General features: G+C 41.8%; 13 protein-coding genes, 1 tRNA gene and 3 rRNA genes. 9 read left to right on the top strand and 8 right to left on the bottom strand.

All coding sequences use genetic code 11. The features are described 5' to 3' along the window. Nucleotides 1–6: 6 nt before the first annotated feature. Genes FM071_RS10325 through pyrG form a run of 3 tightly spaced genes read right to left on the bottom strand, consistent with a single transcriptional unit; the run spans nucleotide 7 to nucleotide 5,321 of the window. Nucleotides 7–2,127, bottom strand: a complete 2,121-nt coding sequence (locus FM071_RS10325) for a WD40 repeat domain-containing protein (protein ID WP_193110908.1) — start codon at nucleotides 2,125–2,127, stop codon at nucleotides 7–9. Beyond that, nucleotides 2,114–3,712, bottom strand: a complete 1,599-nt coding sequence (gene recJ, locus FM071_RS10320; RefSeq protein ID WP_193110907.1) for a single-stranded-DNA-specific exonuclease RecJ — start codon at nucleotides 3,710–3,712, stop codon at nucleotides 2,114–2,116. The genes FM071_RS10325 and recJ overlap by 14 nt, the downstream gene beginning before the upstream one ends. After that, nucleotides 3,702–5,321, bottom strand: a complete 1,620-nt coding sequence (gene pyrG, locus FM071_RS10315) for a CTP synthase (RefSeq protein ID WP_193110906.1) — start codon at nucleotides 5,319–5,321, stop codon at nucleotides 3,702–3,704. Before pyrG ends, recJ begins: the two co-directional genes overlap by 11 nt. A gap of 65 nt (nucleotides 5,322–5,386) precedes the next feature. Between pyrG and FM071_RS10310 the strand changes: the two genes are divergently transcribed. Next, nucleotides 5,387–7,036 (top strand): cation:proton antiporter, encoded by a 1,650-nt coding sequence (locus tag FM071_RS10310; RefSeq protein WP_226960534.1) that lies wholly within the window; start codon nucleotides 5,387–5,389, stop codon nucleotides 7,034–7,036. A 13-nt stretch (nucleotides 7,037–7,049) separates the two neighbouring features. On the opposite strand, the gene pyrE is transcribed toward FM071_RS10310, so the two are convergent. The 3 genes from pyrE to secG form a co-directional block, all read right to left on the bottom strand. Continuing rightward, complete coding sequence (gene pyrE, locus FM071_RS10305) at nucleotides 7,050–7,658, bottom strand: orotate phosphoribosyltransferase (protein WP_193110905.1); 609 nt, start codon at nucleotides 7,656–7,658, stop codon at nucleotides 7,050–7,052. Between the two features lie 107 nt (nucleotides 7,659–7,765). Further along, a complete protein-coding gene (gene frr, locus FM071_RS10300) occupies nucleotides 7,766–8,323 on the bottom strand; it encodes a ribosome recycling factor (protein WP_193110904.1) in 558 nt (185 codons plus the stop codon). Between the two features lie 13 nt (nucleotides 8,324–8,336). Continuing rightward, nucleotides 8,337–8,663 (bottom strand): preprotein translocase subunit SecG, encoded by a 327-nt coding sequence (gene secG, locus FM071_RS10295; protein ID WP_193110903.1) that lies wholly within the window; start codon nucleotides 8,661–8,663, stop codon nucleotides 8,337–8,339. A 108-nt stretch (nucleotides 8,664–8,771) separates the two neighbouring features. On the opposite strand from secG, the gene FM071_RS10290 reads away from it, so the two are divergent. The 4 genes from FM071_RS10290 to FM071_RS10275 are packed head-to-tail and all read left to right on the top strand — an operon-like array spanning nucleotide 8,772 to nucleotide 11,957. Continuing rightward, complete coding sequence (locus FM071_RS10290) at nucleotides 8,772–9,707, top strand: metal ABC transporter substrate-binding protein (protein WP_193110902.1); 936 nt, start codon at nucleotides 8,772–8,774, stop codon at nucleotides 9,705–9,707. Next, nucleotides 9,698–10,468, top strand: a complete 771-nt coding sequence (locus FM071_RS10285) for a metal ABC transporter ATP-binding protein (RefSeq protein ID WP_193110901.1) — start codon at nucleotides 9,698–9,700, stop codon at nucleotides 10,466–10,468. The genes FM071_RS10290 and FM071_RS10285 overlap by 10 nt, the downstream gene beginning before the upstream one ends. Nucleotides 10,469–10,476: 8 nt before the next feature. Then, nucleotides 10,477–11,274, top strand: a complete 798-nt coding sequence (locus FM071_RS10280) for a metal ABC transporter permease (RefSeq protein WP_193110900.1) — start codon at nucleotides 10,477–10,479, stop codon at nucleotides 11,272–11,274. Further along, complete coding sequence (locus FM071_RS10275; protein WP_193110899.1) at nucleotides 11,271–11,957, top strand: methyltransferase domain-containing protein; 687 nt, start codon at nucleotides 11,271–11,273, stop codon at nucleotides 11,955–11,957. Before FM071_RS10280 ends, FM071_RS10275 begins: the two co-directional genes overlap by 4 nt. Here FM071_RS10275 and FM071_RS10270 read toward each other — a convergent pair. Both FM071_RS10270 and FM071_RS10265 read right to left on the bottom strand, forming a co-directional pair. Beyond that, the gene (locus FM071_RS10270; protein ID WP_193110898.1) at nucleotides 11,944–12,354 is read right to left on the bottom strand and encodes a thiamine-phosphate pyrophosphorylase; all 411 of its coding nucleotides are present in this window, start codon (nucleotides 12,352–12,354) and stop codon (nucleotides 11,944–11,946) included. The genes FM071_RS10275 and FM071_RS10270 overlap by 14 nt on opposite strands. Then, entirely contained in the window at nucleotides 12,344–13,042 is a 699-nt protein-coding gene (locus FM071_RS10265) for a Bax inhibitor-1/YccA family protein (protein ID WP_193110897.1), read from the bottom strand. The genes FM071_RS10270 and FM071_RS10265 overlap by 11 nt, the downstream gene beginning before the upstream one ends. Before the next feature lie 559 nt (nucleotides 13,043–13,601). On the opposite strand from FM071_RS10265, the gene FM071_RS10260 reads away from it, so the two are divergent. From FM071_RS10260 to rrf, 4 genes are all read left to right on the top strand, one after another. Continuing rightward, a 16S ribosomal RNA gene (locus FM071_RS10260) occupies nucleotides 13,602–15,121 on the top strand. A 131-nt stretch (nucleotides 15,122–15,252) separates the two neighbouring features. After that, nucleotides 15,253–15,329, top strand: a tRNA-Ile gene (locus FM071_RS10255). 300 nt (nucleotides 15,330–15,629) lie between these two features. Continuing rightward, nucleotides 15,630–18,514, top strand: a 23S ribosomal RNA gene (locus FM071_RS10250). A 240-nt stretch (nucleotides 18,515–18,754) separates the two neighbouring features. Then, nucleotides 18,755–18,870: ribosomal RNA gene (rrf, locus tag FM071_RS10245) — 5S ribosomal RNA — on the top strand. Together the 16S, 23S and 5S rRNA genes with 1 tRNA gene alongside form the textbook arrangement of a ribosomal RNA operon. The last annotated feature ends 232 nt before the right edge of the window (nucleotides 18,871–19,102 follow it).

Here is a 19,102-nt window from a genome sequence, read left to right as displayed (position 1 = left end):
ATATCCTTATAGGATTTCCGAGTAAATCCAGCTGTTGCGTTCTTTATGTTTTTGCTGGTTAAAAGTAATGGCAAGTTTTGTCTGCGTCACTTTTTCAAAACCATTCATGAGTTGTTTTATTTCGCTATCCATTCCAAATATGTCAATATAAGAGTAGATGAGATTTTCTGCAGCTCTGTAGTTACGCTGATGAAGTCCCTGCTTTATTTTACTGTGAAAGCTTAGTCGCAGGAGATCCCCTATCTTATTTCTACGTGTACTTATATGCAGTAATTCTCCAAAAGTCTCCTTAAGTGCTTTTATATTCCCTTCAAGCGCATACATTTCACCTTTGTCAATGAGCTTGTTCCAGTGTTTTTCCAAGAGTTGTGCCAGCTGCATGGACTCAAGTTCAGGATTCTCATCAAGTGTTTCATAGCATTCTTTAAAGTTCTCTTTTTCATAATAGTGAAGCAGCTTTTTGGCTTCGAGTGCCTGTTTATATAGACTATGCAGTTCTTGTTTTAACGAAGATATCTTTTGCAGCTCTTTTATCATATTCATAGCCTTGGATATCTCACCTTTATCTATCTGTTTTTTCAGTCTATTAAGATCATCTTCTATTTGGGTATACAGAGCAATGTAGGAGGGTATCTCTTGAAAGTTCGGATTTTTCTGCAGCAGTGTATTGATTTTGTCATAATCTTTTTCAGAAACCGCTTTTAAAAATGCTAAAAACTCTTTGTTCTGCCGTAAAAGAAGTTGCATCATCGATCGTTTTGAGTGTACTGTGGTAAAAGGCTCCAGCAGTTCTTTTGCCTGTTGCAATCGCCCTAGAAGTAGTTGTTTTTGTGCGAGGGTAAAACTCTTTTTGTAGTGCTCTTCCAACATTTGATACTCTGGAGTATGTTGCAGCGTGGAAAACTTTTCACATAAAGCATAGGCAAGGGCATATTTATGCTCTTTATAGAATATTTGCAGCTTGGGATAGTTCTCAAGTGAAAGAAGAAGATTTTTGTAGTCATTTTTCTTGTTTTTCAGCTTGGAATAGGGTTGCAAAACCTCTAAAACTTCCTTATTGTTTGTTTTGAGAAAGTGCAAAACAGTTTTACTATATAGTTTTTTATATAGTTCTTCAGCTTCTTTTGCCTCTGGAGTCTCTTGCAGCATAGGATTTACTTCTATAAGCTCTAAAGCCTCTAAAATATTGCCAGCTTCTAGTTGCTGTTTGAGTGTTGCTTGGTTACCAAGGAAAAGCTTCACTATACTGTTGTCTATGAGGGCCACAAGCATCTCACTTGCATTTAACAGGATTACTTTTTTTAAGGGCACATCAAAGGAGAGAAAGTTCTTTGTTACTATTTTGTTTTTTTTGTAGTCAAAGAGCATTATAGTGTCTGATTTTGAGACAATGAGCGCATAATGACTATGTGGTAGAGGAAGAATCTGTGCAATATCACGCTGCAGCGTATTTGTCTGCGTGATAGCAGCATTTTTACGTAGTTTCGCGGTAAAAAGTGTTCCTTCCACATTGGCAAAGATAACTCTTTTATCATCTAAAAAAGCCAGAGCATTGACTCTGCTTTTGGAGACTTCAAAGGTGAATTTCTTTGCGTGAGAATGAAATTTTAACAGTGTGACGGCACCGCCGTATCCACTGCAGGCCAGATATTCACTATTATGTGCAATTGCACTTATATAATTGTTCTTGATCTGTTTTTTTATTGCTGTTGTGCTGTATGGAAAAGAACAGAGTCTTGAAATCTGTGATTTTCCTTCATATCTGTACTGCAGGACTCTGCCATTTTGTGTACTGCAGATAAGATAAGGCGTATTCTCTAGAAAGAGAAGCATATCTATGGTTCCTTCATGGGTGCTGATTGTTTGCATGATATTTCGGTGGGTCGTATCTAAAATAAAGAGCGTTGATTCGTTTGCAAGAGCCATAATCTCTTGTGTGGGGTGAAAGGCAACGGCTGTCGTCTTTTCACAGAGTAGTTCAGAGTATATGTTATGAAGTACTTTGCATTTATATGGGTCAATGATTTTAATGTTTTGAGAACTGCTTGCAAGCGCTATAAAGTGTTTGTCAAGAGTATTGATTTCAAAAACATCTCTACGAAATTGTAAACATTTAGTTTGCTGCATTATAAATTTTCTTCACTAATAGCTGTGGCGAAACTCTGCCGTTAAACTCATTTTTGGCAATAGAATACGAACAGGTTATCTTCCTGTCCGCAGGCATTTCAAAAACGGTTCGAAAGGCGATAAGTTCGACTGTTTTTCGCTGATGCGGGTATTGCCGTATCTCTATGCGTGAGTGAGATTTGTCTGCTCCCATAAGTTTTACAGTGACAACTTCGGCTTCATGAAGCAAAAAACTAGGCCGTAGGTTCGCTTCTCCATACGGTTCAAATTGCTCTAAAAGTTCTAAAAGTTCCAGATCTATTTCATCTGTTTTAAGGATGCCGGTAAGTTGCTCAAGAGGTAAAAAATCTTCTGTGGGCACAGTTTGTGCACTTTTGTTGATCGCTTCTCGAAAAGCATCGATATCCTCACGCAATAGCCCTAGCCCTGCTGCCATTTTATGTCCGCCAAACTTTGTTAACAAGTGTTCATTTTCTTTTATAAGCTTATAGATACTAACGTTTCCGATACTTCGGGCACTCCCTTTTGCCTCATTTTCATTGATACTCAAGACAATCGCAGGTTTTTCAAATCGATCGACAAGGCGTGAGGCAGTGATGCCGACAATACCTTCATGCCAACTTTCACCTGCAACGACGATGATTTTATCTTGTTCTTGAACGTACTCAGTCGCCTCTTTCGTTGTCTGTGCTTCAGTCTCTTTTCTCAATTCATTGAGCTGCCCTAAAAGCTCAAACTGTTTATATGCCGTGTGCGTATCGGATGCCGTATAAAACTCCAAGGCAAGGGATGCATCTTCGAGTCTTCCCGCAGAGTTGATCCGCGGTGCTATCATAAAAGCGATATCTTCACTACTGATGTTTGTTTTGTCTAAAAAATCTCGTATGATGATAGAAGCCGGTCTGCGTGAGGTAGTAATGAGCTTGAGCCCTTCTTTGACAAGCGTTCTGTTGATGTCAACAAGCGGCATAACATCGGCAATAATGGCAATGGCCAGCAGATCTAAAAACTGCCGCATATCAATGGCAAGCTCCAACTCTTTTTTTACAAGTGCCAGTAACAGCCAGGCAACCTGAGCACCGCATATATCTTTAAAAGGATACTCACATTCAGGAAGTTTAGGGTCAACGATTGCGTAGGCATCAGGCAGTGTTTCTGAAGGTGTATGGTGGTCGGTAATGATGAGATCAATGCCACGTTCTTTACAGATATCTGCAGCAGCTACAGCGGTAATACCGTTATCGACAGTAATGACCAAGTCGGCATCGACACGCTGCAAAACAGTAGGATTGACGCCATAGCCGTCATTGAAACGGTTGGGAATGATAGCTTCAAGCGGATAGGGAATCTGTCTGAAAAATTCAACCATAATGGCAGTAGAGCTGACGCCGTCAACATCATAGTCTCCCACGAGTGTTATGCGTTCTTTATTGGTAATTGCACGAGCGATTCTTTTGGCAGCCTTGTCTGCATCATGAAGCAGTGAAGGGTTTGGGATTTGTGAGAGTTTTTTTTCTGCATCGAATCTCGATGCAAGAATGTTATAAAGATCTGATTTGGTTATATGCGGCGTACTATTCAGCACTGAGCGCTGCGTTTACAAACGCTAAGATCGATGGATTTGGAGTCTGTAGACGTGATGTGAATTCCGGATGAAACTGCACGCCTAAGAACCAAGGGTGATCTTTTACTTCAACAGTCTCGATGAGACCGTTAGACTCACCTGTTACTATCATGCCGGCATTTTCAAGTGCTTCTCTGTAGGCAGGATTTGCTTCATAACGGTGGCGATGACGCTCATAGATTGTTTTTGCACCATGGTATGCTTCACGCAGAAGTGAGCCTTCTTTTGTATCACAAGGGTACTCTCCAAGACGAAGTGTTCCACCCATTGGAGATTGGTGCGTTCGCAACTGCATACCGCCGCTTTGGTCTAAAAAGTTGTCGATAAGATAGATCATCGGGTATGGTGTCTCCTCATCGAACTCAACTGAATTTGCGCCTTCATATCCAAGAACATTTCTGGCATATTCAACAAGTGTGAGCTGCATACCAAGACATATACCAAGATACGGTACTTTGTTCACACGGGCATATTCAATCGCCTGGATCTTTCCTTCAACACCGCGTGAGCCAAAACCTCCTGCAACAAGTATACCGTCACAGTCACGTAAAAGCTCCTCAGCCCCACGCTCTTCTATCTCTTCAGAATCTACCCAGCAGATCTCTACACGGCTGTCTAAGTGAGCTCCTGCATGAATGAGTGCTTCTGTAAGCGATTTGTAAGACTCTTTAAGCGCGAGATATTTTCCTACAAAGCCAATGACAACCCGGCCTTTTGGCTGAACTATCTTTTTGACAAGAGAATCCCACTCGGTCATATCCGGCTCTACTTCACCGAGTTCAAGCTCTTTTGCTATTGGTTTGAGGATGTTTTGACGTAAAAAGCTCATTGGAACATCATAGATGCTTGCTGCATCAAGTGCTTCGACAACACTGTCAGAACTTACATCACAGCTCATTGCAAGTTTTTTCTTGAATGTTTTTGGCAGTGCGTTTTCACTACGGGCAATTATCATCTGCGGTGTGATTCCGATACGGCGAAGCTCCTGAACAGAGTGCTGAGTCGGTTTCGATTTTAATTCACCTGCGGCTTTAATGTAAGGAATGAGTGTTACATGGATGAAAAATGTTCCTGCAACTTCATCATCATGTTTCATCTGGCGAATGGCTTCCATAAAAGGAAGACCTTCGATATCGCCAACCGTTCCACCGAGCTCGACAACAAGGATATCATGACCTTCACCGGCCTCTTTGATGCGTTTTACGATCTCACCGACGATATGAGGAATGACCTGGATGGTCTGTCCGAGATAACCGCCGGCACGCTCACGCTCGATAACACTTGAGTAGACCTGACCTGTTGTGAAGTTTGAACTTTTTAAGAATGAAGTATCTAAGAAACGTTCATAGTTTCCGATGTCAAGATCGGTCTCTGCACCGTCTTTTGTGACAAAGACCTCACCATGTTCCAGTGGTGACATTGTTCCAGGATCGACATTGATGTATGGATCGATTTTCAACATCCCTACATTCTTACCGGAATGTTTTAAAAGTGTACCAACACTTGCAGCTGTTATCCCTTTTCCAAGAGAACTTAAAACCCCTCCGGTCACAAAAATGTACTTCGTCATACCAAAACCTCGTCGATAAATATTTATGCGATTATATTCTAACATCACTTAAAATATAGTATATAATGACAAAAAGAAAACAGCAAGGAAAAAATTTGGATAATGTTCTCTTGTATTTGGTAGCTGCCCTTGGTTTATCAACGATTTTAAACATAGTGTTTAAAAAATTAAAGATATCACTTATCATAGGGTATATCTTTACAGGTACATTTATCAGCTATCTATTCCATCTGCAGCACGCTGCTCATTCCCACGAACTTGAATTTATTAGTGAGTTTGGTATTGTTTTTTTGATGTTTACCATAGGTTTGGAGATATCGCTAAGTAAAATGAGAACGATGAAAATGCTTATTTTTGGCAACGGTATTGCTCAGGTTGTTTTAACCGCTGTTGCTGTTTTTACTGTTTCACACTATATTTTCAACATTGATTTACGGTCTGCTTTGATGATAGCTTTGGCTTTTGCACTCTCATCAACGGCTGTAGTGCTTACCTATTTGAAACAGTCTAAAGAGATATACACCTCTTACGGACAAAGAGCGACAGGAATACTGATCTTTCAGGATATTGCGGTCATCCCTATTCTCATTCTCATAGGTTTTTTGTCAAATAAAGCGGATCAAGATATCAGCACAATTTTATTATATACCTTTATCAGTGCTTTTATCGTTTTAGCCTTTATGTTTACCATAGGACGCAAGCTTATCGAGTGGCTTTTACATTTTTCGGCAACAAGTGAGCTTGATGAGCTTTTTATGGCTTCCGTTCTTTTTATAGTGACTGCTACATCACTGCTTGCTGATTTTATGGGATTTACATACTCTTTGGGTGCCTTTATCTCCGGAATGATCATCGCCGAAACACGTTATCACTATAAGGTAGAGGCAGATATTGCGCCGTTTAAAGATCTTCTTTTGGGAACATTCTTTGTTGTTGTCGGTATGAAGATTGACCTTCAGATGCTTTATGACAATTTCTCTACGATTGTTCTTGTATTTATCATGGTGTTCATTTTAAAGACTTTCGTGACTTTTCTTGTCGTTGCTTTGACATATAAACCTTTGACAGGTTTAAAAACAGGGTTGGCACTTGCACAGGTCGGTGAGTTCTCTTTTGTTATTTTTGCTCTTGCAAGTGCAAATCAACTTATGGATGAGCAATTGGCATCACTGATGGTGCTTGTCGTAATATTTTCAATGATCGTCACTCCGTTTTTTATTCCACACGTTAAAAAAATAGCGGAGATTATTATCCGTTCCAAATCCTCTATCCCTGAAGTAGTGGATATGCATGAGCGCAAAGATCATATTATTGTGTGTGGATACGGTGTAGTAGGAAAATTTGTCGCAAAACATTTAGATGAGTACGGAATGGAATATATTGTTATAGACAATTCTCCAAAACATGTAAAAGAGGCGCTTAAAAAGGGCATAGAAGCCTATCTTGGGGATATGTCAAAACGTTCCATTATTGAAGCGCTTCATGTAAAGGATTCGGCAGCGGTCATTGTAACGCTGGATAATCCGGAGAAGAAACAACTGATCTGCGAAGCAATTATAGAACAGACAAAAGAGGCCAATATCATAGTAAAAGTGATATCAAAAGAAGAAAGAGTAAGGCTCAAAAAATTAAAAAGTCCGCTAATCGTCGATGGAAAAGTAGAGATAGCGAGAGTGTTGGTCGAGAGGGCAATGAGCTGTCAGCTCAAGTTCTAAGGTCAAAGAGGTCTTAGTTGCCTCTTGAACCCGGTTTGATAGCTTCGCTGCCATCTTTACAAAGTGGACATTCATCAGGTGAATACATCTCAAAAGTAAAGTCAGCCAGAGCGAAAAATGGAATATCCTGCGGTAGCTTACAGTTAGGTTTTGTTTCAACGTCACTGCCTTCTCTGTGGCAAAAACCACGATTTGCAAGTGCTGCTACACCGACGATCTCTCCACCAAGCTCTTTGACAACGGCTGCCGCTTCCATTGCGCTGCCGCCGGTTGTAATGATATCTTCACACATAAGCACTTTTTCACCCGGTTTTATCTCAAAACCGCGGCGAATTGTCATTTTACCATCAACTCTTTCTGCAAAAATGCTGCGGACATCAAGAGCGGTTGCAAGTGCAAAGCCGGCGATAAGCCCGCCAAGAGCAGGCGCACAAACAGTATCTATCTCAAGACCGCTAGCTTTGATCTGCTTTGCAAGTTCATCGGCTAAAAGTTTTGCTGTCTTAGGATCTTCCAAAACTTTTGCAGACTGAAGATAAAATTGTGAATGATTACCGCTGCTGAGTTTAAAATGCCCCTCTAAAAGAGCATCTGCATCCATATATATTTGTTTGATGTTCATTTTTTTCCTAATTGTATAGTTTTTTAAGAGCACCTATGGTGCGAGGGCTCTCTGCCGAAGAGAACCAAGCGTTAGCGTAGGCAAAGGAATTACTTCCTTTGGCGTGATTAAACCTTTAGAATTTCAGCTTCTTTATCTTTTAAGATGCCGTCAACTTTTGCGATGTATTTGTCAGTGATTTTTTGAACGTTGTCTTGAGCAGATTTGGAATCATCTTGTGTGATCTCTTTATCTTTTTCAAGTTTTTTGATCTTGTCGTTAGCGTCACGTCTGTCATTTCTTATAGAAACTTTTGCTTTTTCACCCATGCCTTTCATCTGTTTTACAGCTTCTTGACGCTGTTCAACAGTCATTGGCGGGAAGAAAAGTTTGATGACATCACCGTCATTGTTGGGATTGACACCGATGTTTGCAGCTTGTATTGCAGATTCGATATCACCAAGAAGATTTTTCTCCCATGGATTGACAACGATAGTCGTCGCATCTGTCGCAATCACTGATCCAACCTGATCAAGCGGAGTCGGAGTACCATAGTAGTCGATTTTTACATTATCTAAAACAGAGGTTGTAACCTTCCCTGTTCTAAGTGTTTTGAACTCTCTTTGCATGTGCTCTATAGCACCTTGCATCTTTGTTTCACATTCGTTAAATATCTCTTCTAGCATACTCTTTTTCTCCCTATTTTGAACTATTTGTTTCTTTGGCAGGCATTGTTGGCAGTGTCGGTGCTGCAACATTTGTATTTTCTACAACCTCGTCAACGACAGAGGACTGTGCTGCTTTTGAGTACATGTACCCAAGTGTGATTGTATTGAGAACAAATAAAAATCCAATCGTGAATGTAGCTTTGGCTAAGAAGCTGTTTGGACCTTTTGCACCGAAAACAGATTCATTCGAACCGCTGTAAGCACCTAAACCAATGCTTGAGCTCTTTTGTAAAAGTACAGCGATCACCAAGATGATGACGAGTACGATCTGAACGATAAGTAAAAGACTTGTGGTCATATATATTTCCTATAATAAAGTGGCGAATTATATCTAAAAAAACTTATATTATCAAACTATAGCTTATCTTGGGTATAATAACGAAGAACTTATGTTGAGGATGTCTGCGTGAAAAATTTGAAGATTATTGGAATTGTTCTTGTTACAGCTATTGCGGTTTTGCTTCTTTTTATCTCATATGACACAGGCAAAGAGAAAAATAAAAAGCCGATCGTCGCTGTAACGACATTCGCTTTATACGATATCACCAAACATATTGCAGGTGATACCGTGGAAGTAGTACATATACTTCCTTTTGGTGTCGATCCGCACAGCTTTGAGCCCACACCACGTCTTATGGCAAAAATAGAAAAGAGTTCTCTTCTTATTTACAGTGGAGCAGGACTTGAGCCATGGGTGCACGGCTTTAAAAACAGAGATAAGATGATTGACATGAGTAAGTATGTCAGACTACGCAAGCTTGGAGAAGACGAACATGAACTGCATGACCATCATGGTCCGGACTGCATTCACAATATGACCGATCCGCATTATTGGCTGGACTTTGCAAATATGCAGCGCATGACCGTTGTGATAACAGCAGCATTGTCAAAACTGCTTCCGGAGAATAAAGCGTATTATGAAGAAAATAAAAAACGCTATATCGCAATGCTTCAAAAGCTTGATAAAGCATATAGAACAAAACTTTCGTCATGCAAAGCCGATACTGTCGTTGTAAGTCACAATGCCCTTGGTTACCTCTCACGCAACTATGGTTTTCATGTGGAGTCTTTAACGGGATTATCTCCTGAAGCGCAGCCGAGTGCAAAAGATGTGACAAGAATTATGGATGACATTCAAAAAGAGGGCGTGAGAACTATCTTTTTTGAGCATTTTGTCAATGACAAAGTCATAAAAAGAATAGCCAAGGATACGCATATCGACCTTGAAGTTTTTCAGCCGCTTGGCAATATCACGAAAGATGAAGCTGCAGCACATCTAAGCTATGAAGATATCATGTACAGAAATCTTGACAAACTCTCTAAGGCTCTTGTGTGCAACTAAAGTTCAAAGTCCCTATCTTTGATGTCAAAAATCTCAGCTTCATTGTTCATGGGCAGAGTGTTTTGCAAAATATCAATTTTCAAATTTTTAATGGTGAGTATATAGCTATCATCGGGCCAAACGGCGGTGGAAAGACAACACTCATTCGTATGCTTTTGGGCTTGGAGAAACCAACATCCGGTGAGATACGCCTTTTTGGAAAAAAACTCAGATCTTTTAAAGAGTGGTATAAAATAGGCTATGTCCCACAGCGTGCTTCTCATGTCGATGCCAATTTTCCGGCAACAGTGGAAGATATCGTTAAAATGGGACGCATTGCCAAGAGAGGCATCTTTGCCGGCACAAGTCAGGAAGACAAGCATGTCGTAGAAGATGCCATGCTCAAGATGGATATTCTGGATCTTAAAGATAAAATGGTAGGTACACTCTCCGGCGGGCAGCGTCAGCGTGTTATGATAGCCCGCGCTCTTGCATCATCACCTGAGATACTCATTCTTGATGAACCAAATACAGGAGTTGATGTGGTCTCACAGCAGCGTTTTTACAAACTGCTTGCCAAGCTGAACAAAGAAGATGGGATGACAATCCTTTTTATTACCCATGATATCGGTGTTATTGCCGATGATATTGGCAGACTGTTCACTATCAATCAAAAAGCGACGATCTGCAATGATCCAAAAAAGGCACTCTCCTGTGAAGAGATGAGTGAACTTTACGGTATTGATGCCCATTTGATACATAATCACAAGCATGAGCACTAGGATAAAAAATGATTGAGATGTTTTCATACGAGTTTATGCAAAGAGCTTTCATAGCAGGAGTTTTTATAGCCATCCTTGCGTCACTAAGCGGTACCTTTGTCGTGCTTCGCAGATACTCTCTCATTAGTGAGACTTTGGCGCATTCGGCTTTAGTCGGTGTCGCTGTCGGTTTGGTTGCAGGTTATAATCCTCTTTGGGTTGCTGTTGTTGTAGCGATAGCTTCTGCATGGCTTATAGAATACCTTAGAAGCTCTTTTGAACTTTACTCTGATGCGATTTTGGCAATCCTTCTATCTGGTTCTTTGGCTCTTGCTGTCATTATTGTCTCGCTCGGTGGTGCTTTTAACAACTCGCTTTTTTCTTATCTGTTTGGTTCTATCTTATCTGTAAGTGACAGCGATGTTATTACTATTATCATTTTTGGCTCCATCTCATTGCTGTTCTTACTTCTTTTCTCAAAAGAACTCTATTTTATCGCCTATGATGAAGAGGTGGCAAAAACAAGTGGTATAAAGGTCAAATTTCTAAACTTTTTACTTGTTACTGTCGTTGCCATTATTATTGCACTCTCTATTCGCGTTGTTGGGTCTTTGCTTATAGGTGCATTGATGGTGATCCCAACAGTTGCCGCTTTGCAGTATAGAGTCGGCTTTAGAAATACGATGCTCATCTCTCTCTTCTTTGCGCTTTTTAGCGTGATCTTCGGTATGAGCCTTTCGTATTACTACTCTCTGCCTTCGGGTGCAACGATAGTTCTTTCAGTGATCGTTGTCTTCGTTATTTCACTGATTATAAACAAAAAATGAAAATATCAACAGAATTTTCAAAATATGCCGCCCATTATGGGAAGTATAATGTTATTCAGGAACAGGTAGCCGACAAACTGCTGGAGTTTGTAAAGCAAAAACCAAAGAAAATTCTTGATCTTGGCTGTGGTAGCGGTGCGCTTTTTAAAAAGATAGAGTGGAAAGTAAAACATTTTGTTGGAGTTGATTTTGCACCAGGTATGCTGGAGTTGCATCCAAAAGCAGAACATGTAGAGTGTATTTACGGTAATTTCAACGATGCAATGCTTTTTGAGCATCTGCGTACGTATGTTTTTGATTATGTCCTCTCCGCATCAGCGCTTCAGTGGGCGGATGATCTTGACAATGTATTTAGAAATATTAGCACTTTGCATACACCTGTTGCTTTGGCAATATTTACGGCAGGTACTTTTCAGACACTCAATGATACCGCAGGACTTGAACCACTGCTGCGCTCACGCAAAGAGATAAAACAATTGCAGAAAAAATATTTTCCTGATGCAGCGTTCGAAGTGGTGCAATACAGACTTGCGTTTGAAAGTGTACGTGAGATGTTTCGTTATATCAAAAAAAGCGGTGTCAGTGGCTCACGCAAACTTCTTAGCTATAAAGAAACTAAAAAACTGATGGCAGAGTATCCATTGGATTATTTAGAGTTTGAAGTGGCTTTTATTGCTCACTGAGGATTATCTCTTTTTCTAAATTATAGAGCTCATAGCGGATTGTTTTGAAGTTTTCGCTACGCTCTATATCTTCGAGTTTAAATATCTCTTCTAAAACCCGTGCCGATTCTTCTGCTCTTTTAAAGTTTGCGCTTAAAATACTTTGGATATCAGAACGTGTCTGCTCACTTTTTGTTGAAGAGCGCAGTACGTCATTTATACTGTCACGATTTTTTAAGAGTTCTTTTGTTTCTGTAATTCTTGCTTGATGGCGAAGTGATTTGAGTTTTTTTGAAAGTTCTTTGTTGTTGTCTCTGTATCGCATGATGTCTTCAACGACACGTATGCCCTCTTTGAGACGGTTGAGGTTGGCATCGATCACCCGATAGATCTCAGGTGAAAGAAGGTTACTCTTCATTTCCAAAGATGCCGAAGAGTTGTAAAAGTGCAATGAAGATATTTAGAAAGTCTAAATAAAGAGCGATTGCACCGTCAATTGGAGTCTCATACGCTCCATTCATAATATTTTGTGTATCGTAGATAACCAAGATGCTAAAGAGAATGACCACTGCACCGGCAATGATGATTTGCAGCATTGGGTTACCAAGAAACATGTTTAGTATTGAAAAACCGATGATCACAAAAAGAGCGATCATTAAAGGTTTTCCATATCCACTGAAATCTTTTGTACTTTTGATAGCAAAGAAACTCATTGCACCAAAAACAACAGCTGTCATAGCAAAGGCATTACCGATGATAATACCTCCACCGGCCATCCCGAGTGTATATGCCAATAACGGTGCGGTAGTGATGCCTGTAACAAAAACGAAAGCAAACATAACAAGCAGGTTAATTCCCGGCTTGTTCTTTGCAAACTGTAGTCCTATTAAAAGGCCGATCTCCAAAAAGAAGAGCGGCCATATCATACCAGATATACTGGCTGCCAAAGGCACACCAACATAAGCACCAACAGCTCCTGCCATCATAGATGCGGCAAAAAGCTTATATGTCTCTTTTACAAAAGAGACAATCTGTGCTTCAGAGCGATGTGCAGTTTCATACATGTAAGAGTTTCCTCTTGCATAATCACGATCATAAAGTCCCATATTGTATTCCTTTTTCTAAAGATTTAAAATCAATAGATATTTTTATTTAGATGAATTTTATAGATAAATAGTTAATAGATAGCAACGTTTGGTAAACTACAGTGCTTACAATATATAATATATGTATATTATGAATCGTATGATAAGGAAAACAAATTCCATAAGAAACAGGTTTGAAAGAAATTTGAAATTCTTTTGAAAAACTATTGACATTGAAGTTAAAATCTCCTATAATTCCCATCCACAAACAGAGAGACCTTGTTTAAAGGCCTAGAGAGACTTCGAGTTGAAGCCGCTTGAATCAGTTTGAGATCATTGAAAACTAAGCAAGTAAGAGAGACTGATGTAACTATCAGTTAAATCTTATTTAGAAATAACTAATAAAACAACAACCGTCTATTCTATTTGAATTCTAGCTATTGATATAGTTAGTTTCCCTATAGTAATAGATAACTATATTCATTAAGAGCTTAAGCACTCTTAATGTCTTAACAAAGCCAATGATTTTTAAATCTTGGGCAAAGATCAGTAATTAAATTTATTTATCTTTTCATAAACAATTATGGAGAGTTTGATCCTGGCTCAGAATGAACGCTGGCGGCGTGCTTAACACATGCAAGTCGAACGGTAACAGAGAGAAGCTTGCTTCTCTGCTGACGAGTGGCGCACGGGTGAGTAATATATAGGTAATGTGCCCCTTGGACCGGGATAGCCACTGGAAACGGTGATTAATACTGGATACTCCTTTTCATCAAAAGATGAATCGGGAAATGGATTCCGCCAAGGGATCGGCCTATATCCTATCAGCTAGTTGGTGAGGTAAGAGCTCACCAAGGCGATGACGGGTAGCGGGTTTGAGAGGATGATCCGCCACACTGGTACTGAGACACGGACCAGACTCCTACGGGAGGCAGCAGTGAGGAATATTGCACAATGGGGGAAACCCTGATGCAGCAACGCCGCGTGGAGGATGACGCATTTCGGTGTGTAAACTCCTTTTATATGTCAAGAAAATGACGGTAGCATATGAATAAGCACCGGCTAACTCCGTGCCAGCAGCCGCGGTAATACGGAGGGTGCAAGCGTTATTCGGAATCACTGGGCGTAAAGGACGCGTAGGCGGGTTGGTAAGTCAGATGTGAAATCCTACAGCTTAACTGTAGAACTGCATTTGAAACTACTAACCTAGAGTATGGGAGGGGCAGATGGAATTAGTGGTGTAGGGGTAAAATCCGTAGATATCACTAGGAATACCGAAAGCGAAGGCGATCTGCTGGAACATAACTGACGCTAAGGCGTGAAAGCGTGGGGAGCAAACAGGATTAGATACCCTGGTAGTCCACGCCCTAAACGATGAACACTAGTCGTCGGGATGCTAGTCATCTCGGTGATGCACTTAACAGATTAAGTGTTCCGCCTGGGGAGTACGGTCGCAAGATTAAAACTCAAAGGAATAGACGGGGACCCGCACAAGTGGTGGAGCATGTGGTTTAATTCGAAGATACGCGAAGAACCTTACCTAGCCTTGACATTGAGAGAACCTGCCAGAGATGGCGGGGTGCCCTTCGGGGAACTCGAAAACAGGTGCTGCACGGCTGTCGTCAGCTCGTGTCGTGAGATGTTGGGTTAAGTCCCGCAACGAGCGCAACCCTCGTCCTTAGTTGCTAGCAGTTCGGCTGAGCACTCTAAGGAGACTGCCTTCGCAAGGAGGAGGAAGGTGAGGACGACGTCAAGTCATCATGGCCCTTATGGCTAGGGCTACACACGTGCTACAATGGGGCGTACAGAGTGTTGCGATACCGCGAGGTGGAGCTAATCACTTAAAGCGTCTCTCAGTTCGGATTGGAGTCTGCAACTCGACTCCATGAAGCTGGAATCACTAGTAATCGTAGATCAGCAATGCTACGGTGAATACGTTCCCGGGTCTTGTACTCACCGCCCGTCACACCATGGGAGTTGATTTCACCCGAAATCGGGAAGCCAACCTTCGGGGGGCTACCGCTTACGGTGGAATTAGCGACTGGGGTGAAGTCGTAACAAGGTAACCGTAGGAGAACCTGCGGTTGGATCACCTCCTTTCTAGAGTAAAGAGCGATCATTCGTTTGATCGGCTCAACACAAAAGAATCTCACAGAGATATTAGTTACTTCAGTCTGCTTGCTTGCTTAGTTTTCAGTGATCTGTGTTCATTTGACATTCGATTATATCAAGGGCCTATAGCTCAGCTGGTTAGAGTGCACCCCTGATAAGGGTGAGGTCCCAGGTTCAAGTCCTGGTAGGCCCACCATTTTTGCACTATTTGCATCTGAAAAGTTAACTCACGTACTTTAGTACGCTTCGTCACCTTTTCAAATACAACTAGCACAAAAACAAGTTTTTGCTAAAACTAAATATAAGCTTTCAAAGTTAGAAAGTTTATATTTGGTTTTTAAACCAAAAGTTCATTAAATTACAATTGTTAAAGTCAACAACATATAATTAAAGAGATTTAATTATAAACTAAATAACTACAAAAAAATGGATTCATTCAATCTTGTTTGTTGTATTAGAGATAGTACATTAAATAAGGTAGTGAACGCAATATAGAATAAAAGATATTAAGGGCCATAGGTGGATGCCTTGGCTAGTAGAGGCGATGAAAGACGTACTAGGCTGCGAAAAGCCTCGGGGAGCTGCCAAGAAGCTTTGATCCGGGGATTTCTGAATGGGGCAACCCGGCATGGCGCGAGTCATGTCACCTTCGGGGGCGAACGCAGGGAAGTGAAACATCTCAGTACCTGCAGGAAAAGAAATCAAACGAGATTCCGAGAGTAGCGGCGAGCGAAATTGGAATAGGGCACTTACATTTAGCACATTTGTTAGCAGAACTGTCTGGAAAGTCAGAGCATAGAGGGTGATACTCCCGTAAGCGAAAACATTTGTGTGGAACTAAGGTAAGGAATGAGTAGGTCGGGACACGTGTTATCTTGACTGAATATGGGGGACCACCCTCCAACCCTAAATACTACTACTAGACCGATAGCGAACAAGTACCGTGAGGGAAAGGTGAAAAGGACCGCGGTGAGCGGAGTGAAATAGAACCTGAAACCTATGGCTTACAATCATTCGGAGCACTATTAAATAAGTGTGACGGACTGCCTTTTGCATAATGAGCCTGCGAGTTGTGGTATCTGGCAAGGTTAATCGAACGAGAAGCCGTAGCGAAAGCGAGTCTTAATAGGGCGACATAGTCAGATGCTGCAGACCCGAAACTGAGTGATCTATCCATGAGCAGGTTGAAGCTGGTGTAAGAGCCAGTGGAGGACCGAACCGGTGGAAGTTGAAAATTCCTCGGATGACTTGTGGATAGGGGTGAAAGGCCAATCAAACTCAGTGATAGCTGGTTCTCTCCGAAATATATTTAGGTATAGCCTCGAGCATTAGCGTATAGGGGTAGAGCACTGACAGGGCTAGGGCTGCTTACCGCGGTACCAAACCCTATCAAACTCCGAATACTATACGTGTAACCTCGGGAGTCAGGCGTAGGGTGATAAAATCCTATGTCGAGAGGGGAACAACCCAGACTAGCAGCTAAGGTCCCAAAGTCGTATCTAAGTGGAAAAGGATGTGGAGTTGCTGTGACAACCAGGAGGTTGGCTTAGAAGCAGCCATCCTTTAAAGAAAGCGTAACAGCTCACTGGTCTAGCGATTCTGCGCCGAAAATATAACGGGGCTAAGATACGCACCGAAGCTCTAGATTCATAGTTTACTATGAGTGGTAGGAGAGCGTTCCATTCAGCGTTGAAGGTGTACCGGTAAGGAGCACTGGAGCGGATGGAAGTGAGCATGCAGGCATGAGTAGCGAGAAAAGAAGTGAGAATCTTCTTCGCCGAAAACCCAAGGTTTCCTACGCGATGCTCGTCATCGTAGGGTTAGTCGGGACCTAAGTCGAGTCCGAAAGGGGTAGACGATGGCAAATCGGTTAATATTCCGATACCGACATATCATCATTTGAGTGATGGGGGGACGCATAGAGTTAGACGAGGTCACTGATGGAATAGTGGCTCGAAGGGTGTAGGTTGTGAAGTAGGCAAATCCGCTTCACATTCGACCGAGACCCGACAGGCAGTTCAATCTCTTCGGAGAGCGAACTGAATCGTCGATACTGTCGTGCCGAGAAAAGCCTCTAAACGAGATGGTATGTCGCCCGTACCGTAAACCGACACAGGTGGGTGAGATGAGTATTCTAAGGCGCGTGGATGAACCCTTGTTAAGGAACTCTGCAAACTAGCACCGTATCTTCGGTATAAGGTGTGCCCTTGATGTTAGGAGATTTACTCTCCAAAGCATCTCTGGGTCGCAGCAAAGAGTCCCTCCCGACTGTTTACCAAAAACACAGCACTCTGCTAACACGTAAGTGGATGTATAGGGTGTGACGCCTGCCCGGTGCTCGAAGGTTAAAAGGATTGCTTAGCATTAGCGAAGGCATGAATTGAAGCCCGAGTAAACGGCGGCCGTAACTATAACGGTCCTAAGGTAGCGAAATTCCTTGTCGGTTAAATACCGACCTGCATGAATGGCGTAACGAGATGGGAGCTGTCTCAACAAGGGATCCAGTGAAATTGTAGTGGAGGTGAAAATTCCTCCTACCCGCGGAAAGACGGAAAGACCCCGTGCACCTTTACTATAGCTTGACACTGCTATTGGGATATTCATGTGCAGGATAGGTGGGAGCCTTTGATTCATAGTCGCCAGATTATGATGAGGCATCCTTGAGATACCACCCTTGAATATTCTGATAGCTAACTCCGTACGATTATCTCGTGCGAGGACAATGTCTGGTGGGTAGTTTGACTGGGGCGGTCGCCTCCTAAAAAGTAACGGAGGCTTACAAAGGTTGGCTCAGGTGGGTTGGAAATCCACCGTAGAGTATAATGGCATAAGCCAGCCTGACTGTGAGACATACAAGTCGAGCAGAGTCGAAAGACGGTCATAGTGATCCGGTGGTTCTGTGTGGAAGGGCCATCGCTCAAAGGATAAAAGGTACGCCGGGGATAACAGGCTGATCTCCCCAAGAGCTCACATCGACGGGGAGGTTTGGCACCTCGATGTCGGCTCATCGCATCCTGGGGCTGGAGCAGGTCCCAAGGGTATGGCTGTTCGCCATTTAAAGCGGTACGCGAGCTGGGTTCAGAACGTCGTGAGACAGTTCGGTCCCTATCTTCCGTGGGCGTAGGATTGTTGAGGAGAGCTGACCCTAGTACGAGAGGACCGGGTTGGACGAACCACTGGTGCACCAGTTGTCCTGCCAAGGGCATAGCTGGGTAGCTACGTTCGGATGAGATAACCGCTGAAAGCATCTAAGCGGGAAGCCAACTCCAAGATGAACAATCCCTGAAGACCGCTTGAAGACTACAAGCTTGATAGGCTGGATGTGTACGCGCAGCAATGCGTTTAGCTGACCAGTACTAATAGGTCGTTTGTCTTTTTTTATGTTCTTACGAACGCTGTTGCTTCACTACCTTATTTAGTGTACGAATAGATTACACAAATAAGAAGAATCTTGAAACAAGTTCTTTAGTATGTTGACTTTTACCCCACTTATGCTTTAGCAACGGGGGTATCGCGGTTTAGCCGCAGAACGATTGATATTTAATGAGTTACTTCAACTCTTATGATCCTTCAAGGTCAAATATAAGTTCATTACTCCAATGAATTTATACTTGATCTTGTCTAGGTGGCTATAGAGAGAGGGAAACGCCTGGTCCCATTCCGAACCCAGAAGCTAAGCCTCTCATCGCTGATAATACTGCATCTTTCAGGTGTGGGAATGTAGGTCGCTGCCTAGTTGATCAATTTCTTTCTACTTTTATTTATTTACAATCACTTTTACATTTAACTAAAAATAATTTATACTCTTTTTACACTTTCAGATTATACTGTCAACATACATTTCTGTGATGATATTGTGAGAAAAATGTTACAAATCTGCACATTGTTATTTTTTTATCACAATTCTTTTTTTACTGACTTTCCTACTAAATATGATGTTTTTTATCATAATTATTGATATTTCACCCG

Source organism: Sulfurimonas paralvinellae (assembly GCF_014905135.1).
GTDB classification, from domain to species: domain Bacteria; phylum Campylobacterota; class Campylobacteria; order Campylobacterales; family Sulfurimonadaceae; genus Sulfurimonas; species Sulfurimonas paralvinellae.
This window is presented reverse-complemented; position numbering and strand designations above follow the sequence as displayed.